This window comes from Pseudomonas lopnurensis (genome assembly GCF_015070855.1).
In the GTDB taxonomy this organism is placed as follows: domain Bacteria; phylum Pseudomonadota; class Gammaproteobacteria; order Pseudomonadales; family Pseudomonadaceae; genus Stutzerimonas; species Stutzerimonas lopnurensis.
This window is the reverse complement of the sequence record NZ_JADDIX010000065.1, coordinates 1-16,065: the sequence shown is the minus strand read 5'-3', so window position 1 is coordinate 16,065 and position 16,065 is coordinate 1. Positions and strand designations below refer to the sequence as shown.

Below are 16,065 nucleotides of genomic sequence, written 5' to 3'. Positions count from 1 at the left end.
CCGGCGATCATCGGCGTTGCGGCCGATCGCCCGCAAGCGGGCGCCTACGGTGGGGCAAAAGGATAGGCTCTGTCCGAGTTGGCTGTTGCGGATAGACGTATCCCTGTAGGAGAGGGCGGGGACGCCGAGTCCTTGCCCGCGAATATTCCAGCGCGCAAAGCTTCGCGGGCACGGCCCGCTCCTACGGACGTTCAGAACACCTCGACACTTCGAGCAACACGCAATGGGGACAGAGCCAAAGGATAATCCGCGTTCATATCCGGCAGACGCGTGGGCAAGGCTTCGCCGTTGCCCACCCTGCGAACTGGCGAAATCTCTAGAATTGCCTTGCCGGCGAACGCCTGCGGTGACTGCATCGCCGCGGGTTGTGTATCCTCATGGACATCCGTCGAATCACCTCCTCTCTTCTATGCACAGCACTCGCCTCCCCTGTTCTTCGAGCCTGCCCGCGGGAAGTCGACTGCTGTTTCTCTTCGATACGGGACTGCTGGCGCTCTGGTGATGGCGCGCTGTTTCGCGCCCTGCCAGGCCATCGGCCCGTTCCGCCCATCGAGGAGTACCGTGCATGTCTGCGGTTAGTGACACCATCCATAGCGATGCCCCCATCGTGCGCAACGCCACCCGTTGCGGTTTTTTCATGGCCGGTTTCGGCCTGTCCGTGTGGGCACCGCTGGTGCCCTATGTGCGCGAGCGCATCGAGATGACCGACGCGGTGTTCGGCCTGTTGCTGCTGTGCATCGGCGTCGGTTCGCTGACCTGGATGCCGGTCTCCGGTGTGCTGGTGACGCGCTGGGGCATCCGTCCGGTGCAATTGTGCAGCGTCGCGCTGCTCGCCCTGGCGCTGGCCGGCATGGCGCTGACCGACTCGATCTGGCTGCTGGGCCTGGCGCTGTTCTGCTTCGGCGGCAGCCTGGGCGTGATCGACGTGATCATGAACATCCAGGCGGTGCTGGTGGAGACCGCCGTCGGGCGGCGGCTGATGTCGAATTTCCACGGCATGTACAGCCTGGGCGCCATCTGCGGTGCGCTGACGCTCACCGGGCTGCTGACCTTCGGCCTGGCGCCCGCGGCCGGCAGCTTCCTGATGATCGGCATCATCGTGCTGGCGAACCTCGGCTTCGCCCGTGGCTTCCTGCCGAACCGGGCGCCGGGCGGCGGCTTCGCCTTCGTGCGCCCTACTTCGATGGTGCTGCTGGTGGGGTTGATGTGCTTCGTGGTCTACCTCGCCGAAGGCGCGGTGCTGGATTGGAGCGCGCTCTACCTCACTGGCGAAAAGGGCCTCGAGGTTGCCAAGGGTGGCCTCGGCTACGCCGCCTTCGCGCTGATGGTCACCGTAGCCCGCTTCGCCGGCGGCCCCCTGGTGAACAGCCTCGGCACCGCCCGGGTGATCACCTTCGGTGGGCTGCTGGCGGCGCTCGGCATCGGCCTCAGCCTGGCCGCCGAACACTGGACCCTGGCATTGATCGGCTATGGTCTGTGCGGGCTGGGCTGCGCCAACGTCTCGCCGGTGTTGATTTCGTCACTCAGCCGACAGGACGGCATGCCGGTGCATCTGGCCGTCACCGTCGCCACCACCATCGGCTTTGCCGGTGTCCTCGCCGGGCCGGCGATGATGGGCGTGGTGGCTCATTTCAGCTCGCTAGGGGTGGCGTTCGGCCTGCTCGCGGTCCTGCTGCTGGCCATCGTGCCGTTCAGCCGTCGCTTCACCGCGTAAGCCCGGATAGAATGCGCGCCCTATGCGCATTCCCGACTTCCAGCAACGCCTCGCCGCCATCGGCGCCAAGCCCCGCCATATCGGGCGGATGACCCGTGCCTGGCTGAAGGGCCTGCCGCTGGACGTCGGTCGGCGCCAGCAGCAGGCCGAGGATTTCCTGCCCATGAGCGTGCGCGAAGGCTTGCCAGCGCTGCATGCCGAGCTCGACGGCCTGGCACGCCTGCGTTCCGAGCACCCGGCGGCCGACGGCTCGGCACGCCTGCTGGTGGAGCTGGCCGACGGGCAGATGGTGGAAAGCGTGCTGCTGCCCCGCGACGGCCTGTGCGTATCCAGCCAGGTCGGCTGCGCGGTGGGCTGCGTGTTCTGCATGACCGGCAAAAGCGGCCTGCTGCGCCAGCTGGGCAGCGCCGAGATCGTCGCCCAGGTCGCCCTGGCCCGCCGCTTCCGGCCGGTGAAGAAGGTGGTGTTCATGGGCATGGGCGAGCCGGCGCACAATCTCGACAACGTGCTCGAGGCCATCGACCTGCTCGGCACCGACGGCGGCATCGGCCACAAGAACCTGGTGTTCTCCACGGTCGGTGACCTGCGCGTGTTCGAGCGCCTGCCGCAGCAGCGGGTCAAACCCGCCCTGGCCCTCTCGCTGCACAGCACCGACGCCGAGCTGCGCCAGGCCCTGCTGCCGCGCGCGCCAAACATCACTCCGCAGGCCCTGGTCGAACTGGGCGAGGCCTATGCTCGCGAGGTGGGCTTCCCGATCCAGTACCAGTGGACGCTGCTCAAGGGCATCAACGACCACCAGGACGAGATGGACGGCATCCTGCGCCTGCTCAAGGGCAAGTACGCGGTAATGAACCTGATCCCCTACAACAGCCTGGAAGACGACGACTACCAGCGCCCCGATGGCGAGCGCATCGTGCAGATCGTGCGCTACCTGCACAGCCGCGGCGTGCTGACCAAGGTGCGCAACTCGGCCGGCCAGGACATCGACGGCGGCTGCGGGCAGTTGCGCGCGCGGGCCGAGCAGGTCGTCAAGCGCAAGCGGTCGCGGTGAACCCCCGCGGCCGGGCACTGTCCCAGCGCAGGGCCTGAGACAAAGGGCCGCCTCGGATCATCGACAGCAAGGAAAGCCCACGAGCAGTATGCACACCCTGGAACGACTCAAGCGCGGCGAGCTGGCCGGTATACGGCGCCTCGACCTCTCGGCCGATCTGCGCGAATTTCCCGAGGAAATCTTCGGGCTGGCCGACACGCTGGAGGTGCTGAACCTTTCCGGCAACCAGTTGCGCACCCTGCCCGCCGATGTGTCGCGCCTGCGCAAGCTGCGCATCCTGTTCTGCTCGGACAACCCCTTCACCGCCATGCCGGAGAGCCTGGGCGATTGTCCGCGGCTGGAGATGGTCGGCTTCAAGGCCAACCGCATCCGTCACCTGCCGGCCGCCGCCCTGCCGCCGGCGTTGCGCTGGTTGATCCTCACCGACAACCAGCTGCAGACGCTGCCGCCGGAGCTTGGCCGCTGCCAGCGCCTGCAGAAGCTGATGCTCGCCGGCAACCGGCTGGGTTCGCTGCCGGACAGCCTCGCCGGCTGTGGCAGGCTGGAGCTGCTGCGGATCGCCGCCAATCGCCTGGCGGCCTTGCCCGAATGGTTGCTCGCGTTGCCACGGCTCGGTTGGCTGGCCTTCGCCGGCAACCCCTTCAGCGACGCCAACGAGGCCGCGACCCTGGCCCGCCATCCATTGCCACCGGTGCCCCGCGACAGCCTCGTGCTGCATGAAAGGCTGGGCCAGGGCGCATCCGGCATCATCCATCGCGCCGAATGGCGCCCGGCCGGGCAGCCGCCAAAGGCGATGGCGGCCAAGCTGTTCAAGGGCCATCTCACCAGCGACGGCCTGCCCCACAGCGAAATGGCGGCCTGCGTGGCCGCCGGCAGGCACGCCAACCTGATCGACGTCGCCGGGCCACTGGCCGAGGCAGCCGGGCAGACCCCGGGGCTGCTGATGGAGCTGATCGAGCCGAGCTTCCAGCCGCTGGCCGGGCCGCCGTCGCTCGCCAGCTGCACCCGCGACTGCTACGCCGACGGCCAACGATTCGAGACTGCCCAGGTGCTGCGCATCGCCCGCGGCGTCGCCTCGGCGGTGGCGCACCTGCATCGGCGCGGCATCCTGCATGGCGATCTCTACGCGCACAATCTGCTGGTCGACCGCCAGGGCGAATGCCTGCTCAGCGACTTCGGCGCCGCCTCGTTCTTCGATCCCGCCAGCGCCATGGGGCGCGCCCTGCAACGCGTCGAGGTTCGCGCCTTCGGCTGTCTGCTGGAAGAATTGCTGCAGCGTTGCGCCGAGTGCGCGCAGGATGTGCGTGCGCAGCGCCTCCTCCAACTGCAGCAAGAGTGCCTGGCCGAACGAGCGGAACAGCGCCCGGACTTCACCCAGCTCGACCTCAACCTTGCCGCGCTCTGACGCGCCCAGCCGGACCCCGACGATGAGTTCACCCGAAGCAGATTCCGACACCGATCGCACGCCCTATCCCAAACCCTTCGCCGAGCGACCGCTGGAGCAGGACCCCTTCGTGCGCGGTCTCAAGCAGCGCTTGCCCGAACACCTGCGCGAAGCCTTCAGCAACGAGCAACTGCAGGCGCTGCGCAGCGTCTTCGGCGCCCGCTCGTGGGTCAAGCACCGCGTCGACCTGCGTGGCACCGTCAGGCTGTGGGGCAACCATTTCTACTTCGCGATCCTGGCCGGACGCAACAAGCGCAACCTGACGCGGCCTCAGCAGAACCTCTCGCTGATGGCCAAGGCGGCGCTGATCACGCTGTTCCTGCTGTTCTGTGCACTGGTTGGGCTCGCCATTCTCTACGTGCTCAAATCGGCGCTGGGCATCAACCTGTTCCCCGGTTTCTCCCTCGGCCTGTGGGACTGGCTCAAGGCCAGCTTCTGACCTCCTGTTTCTCCGCACGCTGCCGATAACCCTTGTGTTTCCGGGGGAGTCAGCCATGCGCATCGTTTCCAGCGAGAACCTGAATCTGGCCAGCGAATATCGCTTCGTTGCCGGACGCGAGATCAATGAATCGCTCGACCCGCAGCAGAACGGCCAGCGGCTGCAGATCAGCCGCCATGAACGCAGCGAAGTCAGCCTCTCGGCGTCAGCCTGGCCGCTGATCGCCGTGCCGTCAGCGAGCAAGACGTACAGCGGCTGGCACAAGGCATGCCGCAACGGTCCGCCGACGCGGCGGAGGCGATCGGAACGGCCGAAGCGCTGGATTTCTCGCCCAACGAGGCGGATCTGCTCAAGCTGCGCATGCTGCTGATCGCGCTCGGGCGCCTCAACGAGCAGACCGATGCGATCTTGAAGGTGCCCGGCGACGGCGGCCTCGTGTCCTCGCCCGGTGCGCAGGGGCAACAGCCGCCCTCCCAGCAGGCTGCTTCCGCCTCTCTCAGTTACAACTACAGAGTCAGCGAGTGGCGCGGCGAAGAGCTCGAGGTGAACGCCAGTGGCCGTGTGCATACGGCCGATGGGCGGCAGATCGATTTCGGCATGTCGATGCGGATGAGCAACGTACAGTTCACCCGCAGCAGCGTCAGCCTGAGCGCCGGAGCCACCTGGCAAGACCCGCTGGTGGTCAACCTCGCTGGCGGGCCAGTGCAGCTGCAGCCGGGCGCGCGCAGCCGCTTCGATCTGGACGCCGACGGCAAGGCCGAGAGCATGGCGCAACTGGGGGCGGGCAGCGCCTTCCTGGCACTGGATCGCAACGGCAATGGCCGTATCGATGATGGCCGGGAACTCTTCGGGGCATTATCCGGCGATGGCTTCGCCGATCTACAGGCCTATGACGAAGACGGCAACGGCTTCATCGACGAAGGTGACAGCATTTTCAGCGAGCTGCGGCTGTGGCGGCCCACCGCGGATGACGCCGGTCAATTGCTGGGGCTGCAGCAAGCCGGCATCGGTGCGTTGGGCCTGGCGCGAGCCTACGGTGACTTTGATCTGCTGGTTGGCAGCCAGTTGGAGGGCCGCGTGCGCAGCACCGGACTGTTTCTGTTCGAAAATGGCCAGGTCGGCAGCCTGCAGCAGATCGACCTGGCGGTTTGAACGCTCGGCAAGGGCGCGCCAGACCTCGACAGCCAACGAAGAAACCGCGAATTCAAAAACGATCGGCTATTTGATCGGGATCAAACCGCACGCCCATGGCCGGGCCAGAATAATTTCGCTCCGTATTTTCCACGAGCTTAATGGAGGTTGCGAAATGAACGACACTTCGAACAAACCTGCAGTAAGTAGTGAAGCAAACAAGACGCCAGCCCCACAGGAGCCATGGCGCCCCTTCGATTCCCTGCGACGCCAGGTCGACCGGCTGTTCGACGATTTCGAGCGTCCCTGGCACCTGCCCTTCTCTCGTCATGGCCTCGAGACCACGCCATTCTGGCAAGCCGGTCTCGCGCGGATACCGGCCGTGGATGTGGTGGAAAAGGACACGACCTTCGAGATCACCGCCGAGCTGCCAGGCATGGACGAGAAGGACGTGGAGGTCAAACTGGTCGGCAACAACCTGATCATCAAGGGCGAGAAGCGTCAGGAGCGTAAGGAGGAGAAGGAGGGCTACCACCTTTCCGAACGCTCGTATGGCAGCTTCCAGCGCAGTTTCGCCCTGCCGGACGGCGTCGACCGCGAGCAGATCGACGCCAGGTTCGGCAAAGGTGTGCTGACACTGTCCATGGCGAAGAAACCGGGCGCATCGGCAGGCGAAAAGAGTATATCCATCAAGGCCGAGTGACCCCGAAGGCGGGTCGGCATCGCCCATCCGCCCGCCTCGCCCGATCCCGGTCCGCCATGGCACGTTCCTGCCATCCTGCCCCGCTGCCTCGACTAGACTTTCCGGAAATTCCGGCGGTTCGAGGCAGACATGAACGAAGAACGAGACAAACCCCTGACCCTGCGCCAGATGCTCGGCAGCGTGCTGGCCGCGGCGCTGGGCGTGCAGAGCGGCAAGAACCGCGCCCGGGATTTCACCCAGGGCAAGCCCAGCCACTTCATCTTCCTCGGCCTGGGCTTCACGGCGCTTTTCGTGCTGGTGATTCTCGGCGCGGTCAAGCTGGTGCTCTATCTCGTCGCACCCTGAGCCTTCCAGGCACCTTGTAGGAGCCGGCTTGCCGGCGATCAGCCGCGGCTGAACACCCCACGAGTCCATGGCAGAGTCCGGCGGCACGCGTAGCGCTCCCTACGAAAAGCGCCTGTCTCGGCGCAGCGCCACCCGCCCCGGATACGGCTGGATCGTTACTGGTGGCTCACCCAGAAAATCGCCGTGCCGACCGCGAGCATGATCAGGGCGAAGATCGCCGCGGCGTCCACCAAACTGTCGCGCTGGTCGTTTCTCAAGGGGTGTCTCCTTTTTGTAGGCGAGATCGCACTCGCGGCTGACTCAGCAAGTTAAGACCAGCCATCGGCATCGCTCAAGGCAAGCTGGTCGCTCATGCGATTCGGATAGCTTTCGTTCTAAACATATTCCCAAACTTCACTTTTGCGCATAACCGGTAGCTGGTATCTTGCCCGACTCCCTGAACGGGGTGCGCGGCCGTGCGCGCAACAGCTGTAGACAGCCTGAGAACAGGACATTTATGTACGTTTACGACCAGTACGACCAACACATCATCGAGGATCGGGTGCGGCAGTTCCGCGACCAGACCCGCCGCTTCCTGGCCGGCGAACTCGCTGATGAGGAATTCCGCCCGCTGCGTCTGCAGAACGGCCTTTACATCCAGCGCTACGCGCCCATGCTGCGCGTAGCCGTTCCCTACGGGCTGCTGTCCTCCACCCAGCTGCGCAAGCTGGCGCAGATCGCCCGTCACTACGACAAGGGCTACGCCCACATCAGTACCCGCACCAACGTGCAGTTCAACTGGCCGGACCTGGAAGACGTACCCGAGATCCTTGCCGAACTGGCCACCGTACAGATGCACGCCATCCAGACCAGCGGCAACTGCATCCGCAACACCACCACCGACCAGTTCGCCGGCGTGGCCAAGGACGAACTGATCGATCCGCGGCCCTGGTGCGAGATCATCCGCCAGTGGTCGACCTTCCACCCCGAATTCGCCTTCCTGCCGCGCAAGTTCAAGATCGCGGTGAACGGCGCCGCCAGCGACCGGGCGGCCATCGAGGTGCACGACATCGGCCTGGAAGCGGTGAACAACGCCGCCGGCGAACTGGGCTTCCGCGTCTCGGTCGGCGGCGGCCTCGGCCGGACTCCGATCGTCGGCAGCTACATCAACGAATTCCTGCCGTGGCAGCACCTGCTCAGCTACCTCGACGCCATCCTGCGGGTCTACAACCGCTATGGCCGCCGCGACAACAAGTTCAAGGCGCGGATCAAGATCCTGGTCAAGGCGCTGACCCCGGAAGTGTTCGCCGAGCGCGTCAATGCCGAATGGGCGCACCTGAAGGACGGCCCGACGACGCTGACCGAAGCCGAGGTCGAACGCGTCGGCAAATTCTTCGTCGACCCCGACTACAAGGCGCTGCAAGACCAGGATGCCGCCCTCGCCCAACTCGACGCCGAACACCCCGGCTTCGCCCGCTGGCGCCAGCGCAACGTGGTCGCGCACAAGAAGCCCGGCTACGCCGCGGTCACCCTTTCGCTGAAGAGCACCGGCGTCGCGCCGGGCGACGTCACCGACAAACAGCTCGACGCCATTGCCGAGCTGGCCGATCGCTACAGCTTCGGCGAAGTGCGCAATTCCCACGAACAGAACATGATTCTCGCCGATGTCGAACAGGCCAGGCTGTTCGAACTCTGGCACGAACTGCGCGAGCTGGGCCTGGCCACGCCGAACATCGGCCTGCTGACCGATATCATCTGCTGCCCGGGCGGTGACTTCTGCTCGCTGGCCAACGCCAAGTCGATTCCGATCGCCGAGGCCATCCAGCGCCGCTTCGACGACCTCGACTACCTGTTCGACCTGGGCAACATCGACCTGAACATCTCCGGTTGCATGAACGCCTGCGGCCACCACCATGTCGGCCACATCGGCATTCTCGGCGTCGACAAGAAAGGTGCCGAGTTCTACCAGGTCTCGCTGGGCGGCAGTTCGGGCCGCAACGCCAGCCTTGGCCAGATCCTCGGCCCGTCCTTCGCCCAGGATGCAATGCCCGACGTGATCGAAAAGATCATCACCGTCTACGTGGAGCGACGTACCGAAGATGAACAGTTTCTCGACACCTTCCGCCGCATCGGCATCGAGCCCTTCAAGGAGCGCGTCTATGCAGCGAATCATTAAGAACGACCAGCTCGTCGACGAGACCTGGCACCTGCTGCCCAAGGAGCAGACGCTCGACGACCTGTGCAACAGCGACGACCTGATCGTGCCACTGCACCTGTGGCTCGACCATGCGCATGCCCTCAAGGCCCGCGACGGCGGCCTCGGGGTCTGGCTCGATGCCGACGAGCAGGTGGAAGAGATCGCCGACGACCTGGCGCATTTCCAGGTCATCGCCCTCAACTTCCCGAGTTTCACCGACGGCCGCCACTACTCCAGTGCGCGCCTGCTGCGCGAGCGTTACGGCTACAAGGGCGAGATCCGCGCCATCGGCGACGTGCTGCGCGACCAGCTGTTCTACATGCGCCGCTGCGGTTTCGATGCCTTCGCCGTGAGAGCCGATCGCGATCCGCTCGATGCCCTGCAAGGCCTCAAGGACTTCTCGGTGACCTACCAGGCGGCGGCCGACGACGCCCGTCCGCTGTTCCGCCGCCGCCAGGGCTGACGGCAGCCGAGTTGCAAGCCTGAAATGAAATGCCCGCCTGATTTGGCGGGCATTTCATTTCATTTCATTGATACATCCAGAAGTTCGGATGTTCGACCGTAGCGACAGCTGCGGGCTTCTTGCTGGAAGCGATCTGCTTGATCTTCTCGGCGAGCTTCTTCATGAGCGATTCCTCGGTTGCGTTCAGGAGTGGCGCTAGATTCCGCCAAACGTCGCTTCCGAGGAAATTCATTGCCACTATCGCGCCGATAAAGGTTCGTCAGGCGCGACGGCATTCAGTCCAGGCGCACCAGTATGCGGCCTACCTGACCGCCAGCGAGGATTCGCTCGATGGCCTCCGGCAACTGATCCAGGTCGATCTCGCGGACCAGTTCATCCAGGTTGGCCAGCTTCCACTGCAGCGAAAGCTTGTCCCACATCGACGCCTTGACCACCAGCGGAATCTCGACCGAATCGACGCCCTGCAGGTTGACGCCCCGCAGGATGAACGGCAGCACGCTGGCCTGGAAGTGGGTGCCTGCGGTGAGTCCGCAGCAGGCGACGCTGGCGCCGCGCTGCAGCGACTTGACCACGTTGAACAGGATATCGCCGCCTACGGTATCCACCGCGCCGGCCCATTGCTCCTTCAACAGCGGCTTTTCCACGCCGGCCTGCAGGGCGGCACGCTCGACGATCTGACTGGCGCCGAGGCGCGTGAGGAACTCGGCCTGGTCCGCCTTGCCGGTCACCGCCGCCACCTTGTAGCCGAGGCTGGCAAGCAGCGCCACCGCGATGCTGCCGACGCCGCCCGTGGCTCCGGTCACCAGCACGGGCGCCTCGCCCGGCTCCAGGCCCGCCTGCTCGAGCTTGTCGACGCACAGGGCGGCGGTCAGCCCCGCCGTGCCCAGCACCATCGCCTCGCGTAGCGACAAGCCCTGGGGCCGCTTGATCACCCAGGCGGCCGGCACTCGAATGTACTGGCCGAAACCGCCCGCGGTGTTCATGCCCAGATCGTAGCCGGTGACGATGACCTCGTCGCCTTCGGCGAACTCCGCGACGCTGGACGAGGCGACGGCACCCGCCGCATCGATCCCCGGTGTGTGCGGATAGCTGCGGGTAACGCCGCGATTGCCGCTGGCCGACAGTGCGTCCTTGAAGTTCAGCGAGGAATAGCGCACCCGGATGAGCACCTCGCCGGCCGGCAATTCATCGATGGCGCGCTCGACGACCCGGGATTCGAAACGGCCTTCGGCCGCCTCGCTGACTTGCAATGCCTTGAAGCCCATCTTGGTTCTCCTCGATTATTGCCAGAATCGTTGTTCGTTCAGCCGGCTCCAGCCTTTAAGCAGACCGTGCGCCATGACCGCACTGGCGGCCATGCCGAAGCGCTCGGGCAGGCTTTTCTTCTCGACGTAATGCAGCTGGAACAGTTCCGCCTCGTGGGCACGCTCGGAGAGGTACTGGTCGCTGGTCTTGAGCTCGTCCGCCAGATGCTTGCCCAGCGCGGCGATGCCGAGCCATACCTCGCCCGTCGCCACATCGTCTATGGAGACTTGCTGGCGGTAGCGGGCGACGAAGTTCTTGAACAGTTCATGGGTGGTCTCCAGGTCTTCCTGGAACTTTTCCCGACCTTTCTCGGTGTTCTCGCCGAACACGGTCAGCGTTCGCTTGTACTCGCCGGCGGTCAGTACCTCGAAGTCCACGTCATGCTTCTTCAGCAGACGGTGAACGTTGGGCAACTGCGCGACCACGCCGATCGAGCCCAGGATGGCGAAAGGCGCGGCGAGAATCCTGTCGCCGATGCAGGCCATCATGTAACCGCCGCTGGCCGCCACCTTGTCGACACAGACGGTCAACGGCACGCCCGCATCGCGAATGCGCACCAGCTGCGACGCCGCCAGGCCATAGCCATGCACCATCCCGCCGCCGCTTTCCAGGCGCAGTACCACTTCGTCCTGCGGCGTCGCCAGCGTCAGCAACGCGGTCACCTCGTGGCGCAGGCTGTCAACCGCCGAGGCGCGAATGTCGCCGTCGAAGTCGAGCACGAAGACCCGCGTAGGCGTTTCCGTCTTCCGGGTCTGCTTGGCGGCCTTCGCTTCCCGCTTGCGCAACGCCTTGAGCTGATCCTTTTCCAGCACCGCCTGCTCCAGGCGCTCGCGCATCGACTTGTAGAATTCGTTGAGTTTATGCACCTCCAGGTGCCCGCCGCCCTGCTTGCTGCGCCCGCGCCGCAACGAAGCCAAGGCGATGAGCACGATGACGATGGCCAGCACCAGCGTGACGGTCTTGGCCAGAAAGCTGGCGTAGTCGGCAAGAAATTCCACGTCCCCTCCTCGGTGAGATTCAATCGCCGGCAGCTGTCCACTGGGCGTCGAACCGCCAGCATACCGGCGCCCCCGTGGCTGAGCCAGTCGGAGCGATTCAAACAAACGTTCGAATTATCGTTGACACTCCCAAATGATGCCCCTACCCTCGCGAAAAACCAGAGCCAGCCGGAGCAGCAGCATGGGCAGTATCTACCTGATCAGGCATGGACAAGCCTCTTTCGGCGCAGAAAACTACGACGTGCTGTCTCCCCTCGGCTACCGGCAATCGGAGGCGCTGGGCGATTACCTGGCCCAGCTCGACATCGGCTTCGACCGCTGCCTTGCCGGCGAGCTGAACCGCCAGCAGGACACCGCCCGGGCCACCCTCTCCAGACTGGGAGCGGCGCGCCCCGAGTTGGAGATCGACGCCGCTTTCAACGAATTCCATGCCGATGCGGTGATCCGTGCGCACCTGCCAGAGCTGCTCGCGGTCGAGCCGAACGCGATGCACATCCTGCGCAATGCCGCCGATCACCGCGCCGACTTCCAGCGCCTGTTCAGCCACGTGGTGCATCGCTGGATTTCCGGCGAGCACGAGAAGGACGACCTGGAGAGCTGGCAGGGCTTCGTCGAGCGCGTTCGCGGCGGGCTGGAGCGGATTCTCGAAAAGGCGGGCAAGCACGATCGCATCGCCATCTTCACGTCTGGCGGAACCATTACCGCACTGCTTCAATTGATCATCGGCGTGCCGCCGGTCAAGGCATTCGAGATGAACTGGCAGATCGTCAACACCTCGCTGAGCCTGCTGAAATTCCGCGATCGTGAGGTCGCCCTGGCTTCCTTCAACGGTCATGCGCATCTGCAACTGTTGAAGAATCCGGAGCTCGTCACCCATAGATGAGCCCAGCCCATAGCGGCCCAAGGCTGCGTGTTACCCATAACGTCCAAAAGGAAATCCCCATGAGCAACGTCGCCGAGACCTTCAAAGGCATGCAGTCGAAGTTCAACCCCAGCGCTGCCGCCGGCCTGGATCTGGTCTTCCAGTTCAACATCACCGATGCCGAGAACTACTACCTGGTCGTCAAGGACGGCACCTGCGATCTGCAGCAGGGCGATTCCAGCGACGCCAACGTCACCCTGATCATGGACAGCGAAACCATGCAGGGCATCGTCAGCGGCGAGACCGACGGCATGCAGGCCTTCATGGGCGGCAAGCTGCGCGCCGAAGGCGACATGATGCTGGCCCTGAAGCTCAGCGAGCTGTTCCCGGCCTGAGGCACGAGCCAGCAGCCGAGAGACGAAAAAACCGAAGCCCGGCTTCGGTTTTTTTATGGCTATGCCTGCATCGAGTATTGGGGTTTGACGCAGAAGGCCCCGAATCCCGGGCCGGTGGGCTGAAGCCCACCCTACAGCTACAACTGCAGGCCGCTCGGCATATGCGCAGGGTGGGCCGGGCAGCGCTCCGCTTCAGCCCACCAACGGTGGCCACAGACGAATCAGGGCCCTTGATTGACCGGCAACACTGCGGCCAATAACGGCCGGCTTCGCTTGGTGCAAGGCCGCACGAGCATTAGATTACTGAATCATCTCGGGCACCAAACATAAGTAGAAGGGATAAACATGGCGCTTACAGATCAGACCACCCGCGTTCGGGACGGCGAAGAGCTTCCGGCCGACGTCATCGACCGCTATCTCAAGGCGCACATCCCCGGCCTGGACGGCACGCCGACGATTTCCCAGTTTCCCGGTGGCGCCTCCAATCTGACCTATCTGCTGCAATACCCCGGGCGGGAACTGGTGCTGCGACGTCCGCCGTTCGGCCACAAGGCCAAGTCGGCCCACGACATGGGCCGCGAATACCGCATCCTCAACCAGCTCAACGCGGGCTTCCCCTACTGCCCGAAGGCCTATGCCCATTGCACCGACGAGTCGGTGATAGGCGCCGAGTTCTATGTGATGGAGCGGGTCAACGGCATCATCCTGCGCGCCGACCTGCCGCCGGAACTGGACTTCGACGAAGCCCGGACCCGCGCGCTCTGCGAGAGCTTCATCGACAAGTTCGTCGAGCTGCACAATGTCGATTACCAGGCCTGCGGCCTCGGCGACCTGGGCCGGCCGGAAGGCTACGTCAAGCGCCAGATCGAGGGCTGGAGCGAACGCTACGAGCGCGCGATCACGCCGGATGCACCCGCCTGGGAAGCGGTCAAGGCCTGGCTGAAGGACAAGATGCCCGCCGATCATCCCAAGCCCGGGATCATCCACAACGACTACCGGTTCGACAACGTCATCCTCGACCCGGACAACCCGATGCGGATCATCGGCGTGCTGGACTGGGAGATGACCACCATCGGCGACCCGCTGATGGACCTGGGCAACACCCTCGCCTACTGGATCGAGGCGAACGACCCGCCGCCGATGCAGGCGATCCGCAGGCAGCCCAGCCATCTACCCGGCATGCACACCCGCCAAGGCTTCGTCGACTACTACGCCGAACGCGCCGGGATAGCGATTCCCTGCATCGACTTCTACTACACCTACGGGTTGTTCCGCCTGGCCGGGATCGTCCAGCAGATCTACTACCGCTTCCACCACGGCCAGACCCAGGACAAGCGCTTCGCCCAGTTCATCCACATGAACAGACTGCTGGAGCAGAAGGCGCTGCAGGTGATCGGGCAGTCGAAGCTCTAAGAACCTGTTTCCGATCCAGGCGCAGCAGATCGGAAACAGGTTCTGAAACCACTCAACCACTCCCGCGCATGACCACGGGAACGAACAACAAGAGGAACCCGACCATGTCCAAGACCACCCTGTTCGACCTTGACGGCAAGATCGCCTTCGTTTCCGGCGCCAGCCGCGGCATCGGCGAAGCCATCGCCAAGCTGCTCGCCCAGCAAGGTGCCCATGTGATCGTCTCCAGCCGCAAGATCGACGGCTGCCAGGCGGTGGCCGAGGCGATCGTCGCCGCTGGCGGCAAGGCGACCCCGGTGGCCTGCCATATCGGCGAGATGGAGCAGATCCAGGCGGTGTTCGCCGGCATCCGCGAGCAGTTCGGCCGTCTCGACATCCTGGTCAACAACGCCGCCACCAACCCGCAGTTCTGCCACATCCTCGATACCGACGTGTCGGCCTTCCAGAAGACCGTCGACGTCAATGTCCGCGGTTACTTCTACATGTCGGTCGAGGCCGGCAAGCTGATGCGCGAGAACGGCGGCGGCAGCATCATCAATGTCGCCTCCATCAATGGCGTATCGCCGGGCCACTTCCAGGGCATCTACTCCATCACCAAGGGCGCGGTGATCAACATGACCAAGGCCTTCGCCAAGGAATGCGCGCCGTTCGGCATCCGCTGCAATGCCCTGCTACCCGGCTTGACCGACACCAAGTTCGCTTCGGCGCTGGTCAAGAACGAGGCCATTCTCGAAACGGCGCTGCAACACATCCCGCTCAGCCGAGTCGCCCAACCGAGCGAAATGGCCGGCGCCGTGCTCTATCTGGCCAGCGATGCGTCGAGCTACACCACCGGCGTATCGCTGAACGTCGATGGCGGCTACCTGGCCTGATCGACGCGGCCCTTCAAGCGGCGGTGTGGCGCAGCAGTTTCAGGCAGGCGACGGAGGCGGCCAGCTCCACCGCTCGCATATCGTCGAAATTCTTCAGCTGAGGATCGGCGCCGGCCTCCAGCAATAGCCGCAACAGTTGCGGCCGGTCGCTGGAGGCGGTGTACATCAGCGCCGTGGCGCCGGCGTCGTTGCGATTGTCGAGTGCGATCCCGGCATCGATCAGGTCCTGCACCAGCCCCTCGTCACGCGAGACGCAAGCCAGCCACAGCGCGGTGTTGCCATCGTCGTTGCGCGCATGGATTGGATATCCACGCCGAAGCTCAGCAGTTCCCTGGCGAGCGTCCGCTGGCCTTGCAGGGCGGCACGCATCAACGGCGTCAGGCCATGCAGGCGCGGCGCATCGAGGTCGGCGGGGTCGAATTGCCATTCGCCGAGAAAGGCCAGCAGCTCGGGGCTCCCGGCGGCCCCGGACACCCGCGCCGGAGAACCCTGCAACGCCGTGGCCAGCGGCCGGTAGCCACCGTCGGCGCTGTAGACCCTGGCGAAGTGGAAATCGGAAAACATCTGCGCGAAGGTCCTGCTCGCATTGCCGTGGTAGCAATAGATCAGCACCGGCGCGTCCTTGGGAAGGCGGCCGAGCCATGCGGCCACGCGATCCTCGCTCAGGTGCATGGCGCCCTCCAGGTGCTCCTGCCTGTAGCTGTGCGCATCACGCACGTCGAACAGGGTCAGCGCCGGTTCGGAGCGGATCAGG

General features: G+C 64.8%; 18 protein-coding genes. 14 read left to right on the top strand and 4 right to left on the bottom strand.

Features of this window, described 5'->3' with window-relative positions; translation table 11 throughout:
* Nucleotides 1–565: 565 nt before the first annotated feature.
* From IN820_RS12575 to IN820_RS12535, 10 genes are all read left to right on the top strand, one after another.
* A complete protein-coding gene (locus tag IN820_RS12575) occupies nt 566–1,714 on the top strand; it encodes an MFS transporter (protein WP_193681314.1) in 1,149 nt (382 codons plus the stop codon).
* 22 nt (nt 1,715–1,736) lie between these two features.
* On the top strand, nt 1,737–2,765 hold the full coding sequence (locus IN820_RS12570) for an RNA methyltransferase (protein WP_193681313.1): 1,029 nt from the start codon (nt 1,737–1,739) through the stop codon (nt 2,763–2,765).
* An 88-nt stretch (nt 2,766–2,853) separates the two neighbouring features.
* Nucleotides 2,854–4,170, top strand: a complete 1,317-nt coding sequence (locus IN820_RS12565) for a leucine-rich repeat-containing protein kinase family protein (protein ID WP_193681312.1) — start codon at nt 2,854–2,856, stop codon at nt 4,168–4,170.
* A gap of 22 nt (nt 4,171–4,192) precedes the next feature.
* Nucleotides 4,193–4,648, top strand: a complete 456-nt coding sequence (locus IN820_RS12560) for a 3-phosphoshikimate 1-carboxyvinyltransferase (RefSeq protein WP_193681311.1) — start codon at nt 4,193–4,195, stop codon at nt 4,646–4,648.
* 55 nt (nt 4,649–4,703) lie between these two features.
* On the top strand, nt 4,704–5,018 hold the full coding sequence (locus IN820_RS22670; protein ID WP_235989152.1) for a hypothetical protein: 315 nt from the start codon (nt 4,704–4,706) through the stop codon (nt 5,016–5,018).
* Nucleotides 4,916–5,800, top strand: a complete 885-nt coding sequence (locus tag IN820_RS12555; RefSeq protein ID WP_235989151.1) for an EF-hand domain-containing protein — start codon at nt 4,916–4,918, stop codon at nt 5,798–5,800. Before IN820_RS22670 ends, IN820_RS12555 begins: the two co-directional genes overlap by 103 nt.
* Before the next feature lie 154 nt (nt 5,801–5,954).
* Nucleotides 5,955–6,482 carry an Hsp20/alpha crystallin family protein gene (locus IN820_RS12550; RefSeq protein WP_193681310.1) on the top strand — a complete coding sequence of 176 codons (528 nt, stop codon included), beginning with the start codon at nt 5,955–5,957 and terminating at the stop codon, nt 6,480–6,482.
* A 129-nt stretch (nt 6,483–6,611) separates the two neighbouring features.
* The gene (locus IN820_RS12545; protein ID WP_193681309.1) at nt 6,612–6,827 is read left to right on the top strand and encodes a DUF2970 domain-containing protein; all 216 of its coding nucleotides are present in this window, start codon (nt 6,612–6,614) and stop codon (nt 6,825–6,827) included.
* A 496-nt stretch (nt 6,828–7,323) separates the two neighbouring features.
* On the top strand, nt 7,324–8,982 hold the full coding sequence (locus IN820_RS12540) for a nitrite/sulfite reductase (protein ID WP_193681308.1): 1,659 nt from the start codon (nt 7,324–7,326) through the stop codon (nt 8,980–8,982).
* Nucleotides 8,966–9,466: a DUF934 domain-containing protein gene (locus IN820_RS12535; protein ID WP_193681307.1), complete on the top strand. Its 501-nt coding sequence runs from the start codon at nt 8,966–8,968 to the stop codon at nt 9,464–9,466. Before IN820_RS12540 ends, IN820_RS12535 begins: the two co-directional genes overlap by 17 nt.
* Nucleotides 9,467–9,741: 275 nt before the next feature.
* On the opposite strand, the gene IN820_RS12530 is transcribed toward IN820_RS12535, so the two are convergent.
* The gene (locus IN820_RS12530; protein WP_193681306.1) at nt 9,742–10,731 is read right to left on the bottom strand and encodes a YhdH/YhfP family quinone oxidoreductase; all 990 of its coding nucleotides are present in this window, start codon (nt 10,729–10,731) and stop codon (nt 9,742–9,744) included.
* A 15-nt stretch (nt 10,732–10,746) separates the two neighbouring features.
* Nucleotides 10,747–11,769, bottom strand: a complete 1,023-nt coding sequence (gene sohB / locus IN820_RS12525) for a protease SohB (protein WP_193681305.1) — start codon at nt 11,767–11,769, stop codon at nt 10,747–10,749.
* A gap of 181 nt (nt 11,770–11,950) precedes the next feature.
* Between sohB and IN820_RS12520 the strand changes: the two genes are divergently transcribed.
* The 4 genes from IN820_RS12520 (at nt 11,951) to IN820_RS12505 (ending at nt 15,311) form a co-directional block, all read left to right on the top strand.
* Nucleotides 11,951–12,652, top strand: coding sequence for a histidine phosphatase family protein (locus IN820_RS12520; RefSeq protein WP_193681304.1), 702 nt, complete (start codon nt 11,951–11,953; stop codon nt 12,650–12,652).
* Between the two features lie 59 nt (nt 12,653–12,711).
* Complete coding sequence (locus IN820_RS12515; RefSeq protein WP_013982897.1) at nt 12,712–13,026, top strand: SCP2 sterol-binding domain-containing protein; 315 nt, start codon at nt 12,712–12,714, stop codon at nt 13,024–13,026.
* Nucleotides 13,027–13,371: 345 nt separating this feature from the next.
* Nucleotides 13,372–14,439, top strand: a complete 1,068-nt coding sequence (locus tag IN820_RS12510; protein ID WP_193681303.1) for a phosphotransferase family protein — start codon at nt 13,372–13,374, stop codon at nt 14,437–14,439.
* Between the two features lie 104 nt (nt 14,440–14,543).
* Complete coding sequence (locus tag IN820_RS12505; protein WP_193681302.1) at nt 14,544–15,311, top strand: SDR family oxidoreductase; 768 nt, start codon at nt 14,544–14,546, stop codon at nt 15,309–15,311.
* 13 nt (nt 15,312–15,324) lie between these two features.
* Here the strand turns inward: IN820_RS12505 and IN820_RS22665 are convergent, their stop codons facing one another.
* Both IN820_RS22665 and IN820_RS12500 read right to left on the bottom strand, forming a co-directional pair.
* Nucleotides 15,325–15,573 (bottom strand): ankyrin repeat domain-containing protein, encoded by a 249-nt coding sequence (locus tag IN820_RS22665; RefSeq protein ID WP_235989153.1) that lies wholly within the window; start codon nt 15,571–15,573, stop codon nt 15,325–15,327.
* Nucleotides 15,531–16,065 (bottom strand): thiosulfate sulfurtransferase GlpE (locus IN820_RS12500; RefSeq protein ID WP_268939453.1); only part of this gene is annotated, 535 nt, incomplete at its 5' end. The genes IN820_RS12500 and IN820_RS22665, both read right to left, overlap by 43 nt.

Bases quoted from the DNA above. Each gene is read 5' to 3' on its own strand.
- IN820_RS12575 (WP_193681314.1), top strand. From the start codon at position 566: ATGTCTGCGGTTAGTGACACCATCCATAGCGATGCCCCCATCGTGCGC.
- IN820_RS12570 (WP_193681313.1), top strand. From the start codon at position 1,737: ATGCGCATTCCCGACTTCCAGCAACGCCTCGCCGCCATCGGCGCCAAG.
- IN820_RS12565 (WP_193681312.1), top strand. From the start codon at position 2,854: ATGCACACCCTGGAACGACTCAAGCGCGGCGAGCTGGCCGGTATACGG.
- IN820_RS12560 (WP_193681311.1), top strand. From the start codon at position 4,193: ATGAGTTCACCCGAAGCAGATTCCGACACCGATCGCACGCCCTATCCC.
- IN820_RS22670 (WP_235989152.1), top strand. From the start codon at position 4,704: ATGCGCATCGTTTCCAGCGAGAACCTGAATCTGGCCAGCGAATATCGC.
- IN820_RS12555 (WP_235989151.1), top strand. From the start codon at position 4,916: ATGCCGCAACGGTCCGCCGACGCGGCGGAGGCGATCGGAACGGCCGAA.
- IN820_RS12550 (WP_193681310.1), top strand. From the start codon at position 5,955: ATGAACGACACTTCGAACAAACCTGCAGTAAGTAGTGAAGCAAACAAG.
- IN820_RS12545 (WP_193681309.1), top strand. From the start codon at position 6,612: ATGAACGAAGAACGAGACAAACCCCTGACCCTGCGCCAGATGCTCGGC.
- IN820_RS12540 (WP_193681308.1), top strand. From the start codon at position 7,324: ATGTACGTTTACGACCAGTACGACCAACACATCATCGAGGATCGGGTG.
- IN820_RS12535 (WP_193681307.1), top strand. From the start codon at position 8,966: ATGCAGCGAATCATTAAGAACGACCAGCTCGTCGACGAGACCTGGCAC.
- IN820_RS12530 (WP_193681306.1), bottom strand. From the start codon at position 10,731: ATGGGCTTCAAGGCATTGCAAGTCAGCGAGGCGGCCGAAGGCCGTTTC.
- IN820_RS12520 (WP_193681304.1), top strand. From the start codon at position 11,951: ATGGGCAGTATCTACCTGATCAGGCATGGACAAGCCTCTTTCGGCGCA.
- IN820_RS12515 (WP_013982897.1), top strand. From the start codon at position 12,712: ATGAGCAACGTCGCCGAGACCTTCAAAGGCATGCAGTCGAAGTTCAAC.
- IN820_RS12510 (WP_193681303.1), top strand. From the start codon at position 13,372: ATGGCGCTTACAGATCAGACCACCCGCGTTCGGGACGGCGAAGAGCTT.
- IN820_RS12505 (WP_193681302.1), top strand. From the start codon at position 14,544: ATGTCCAAGACCACCCTGTTCGACCTTGACGGCAAGATCGCCTTCGTT.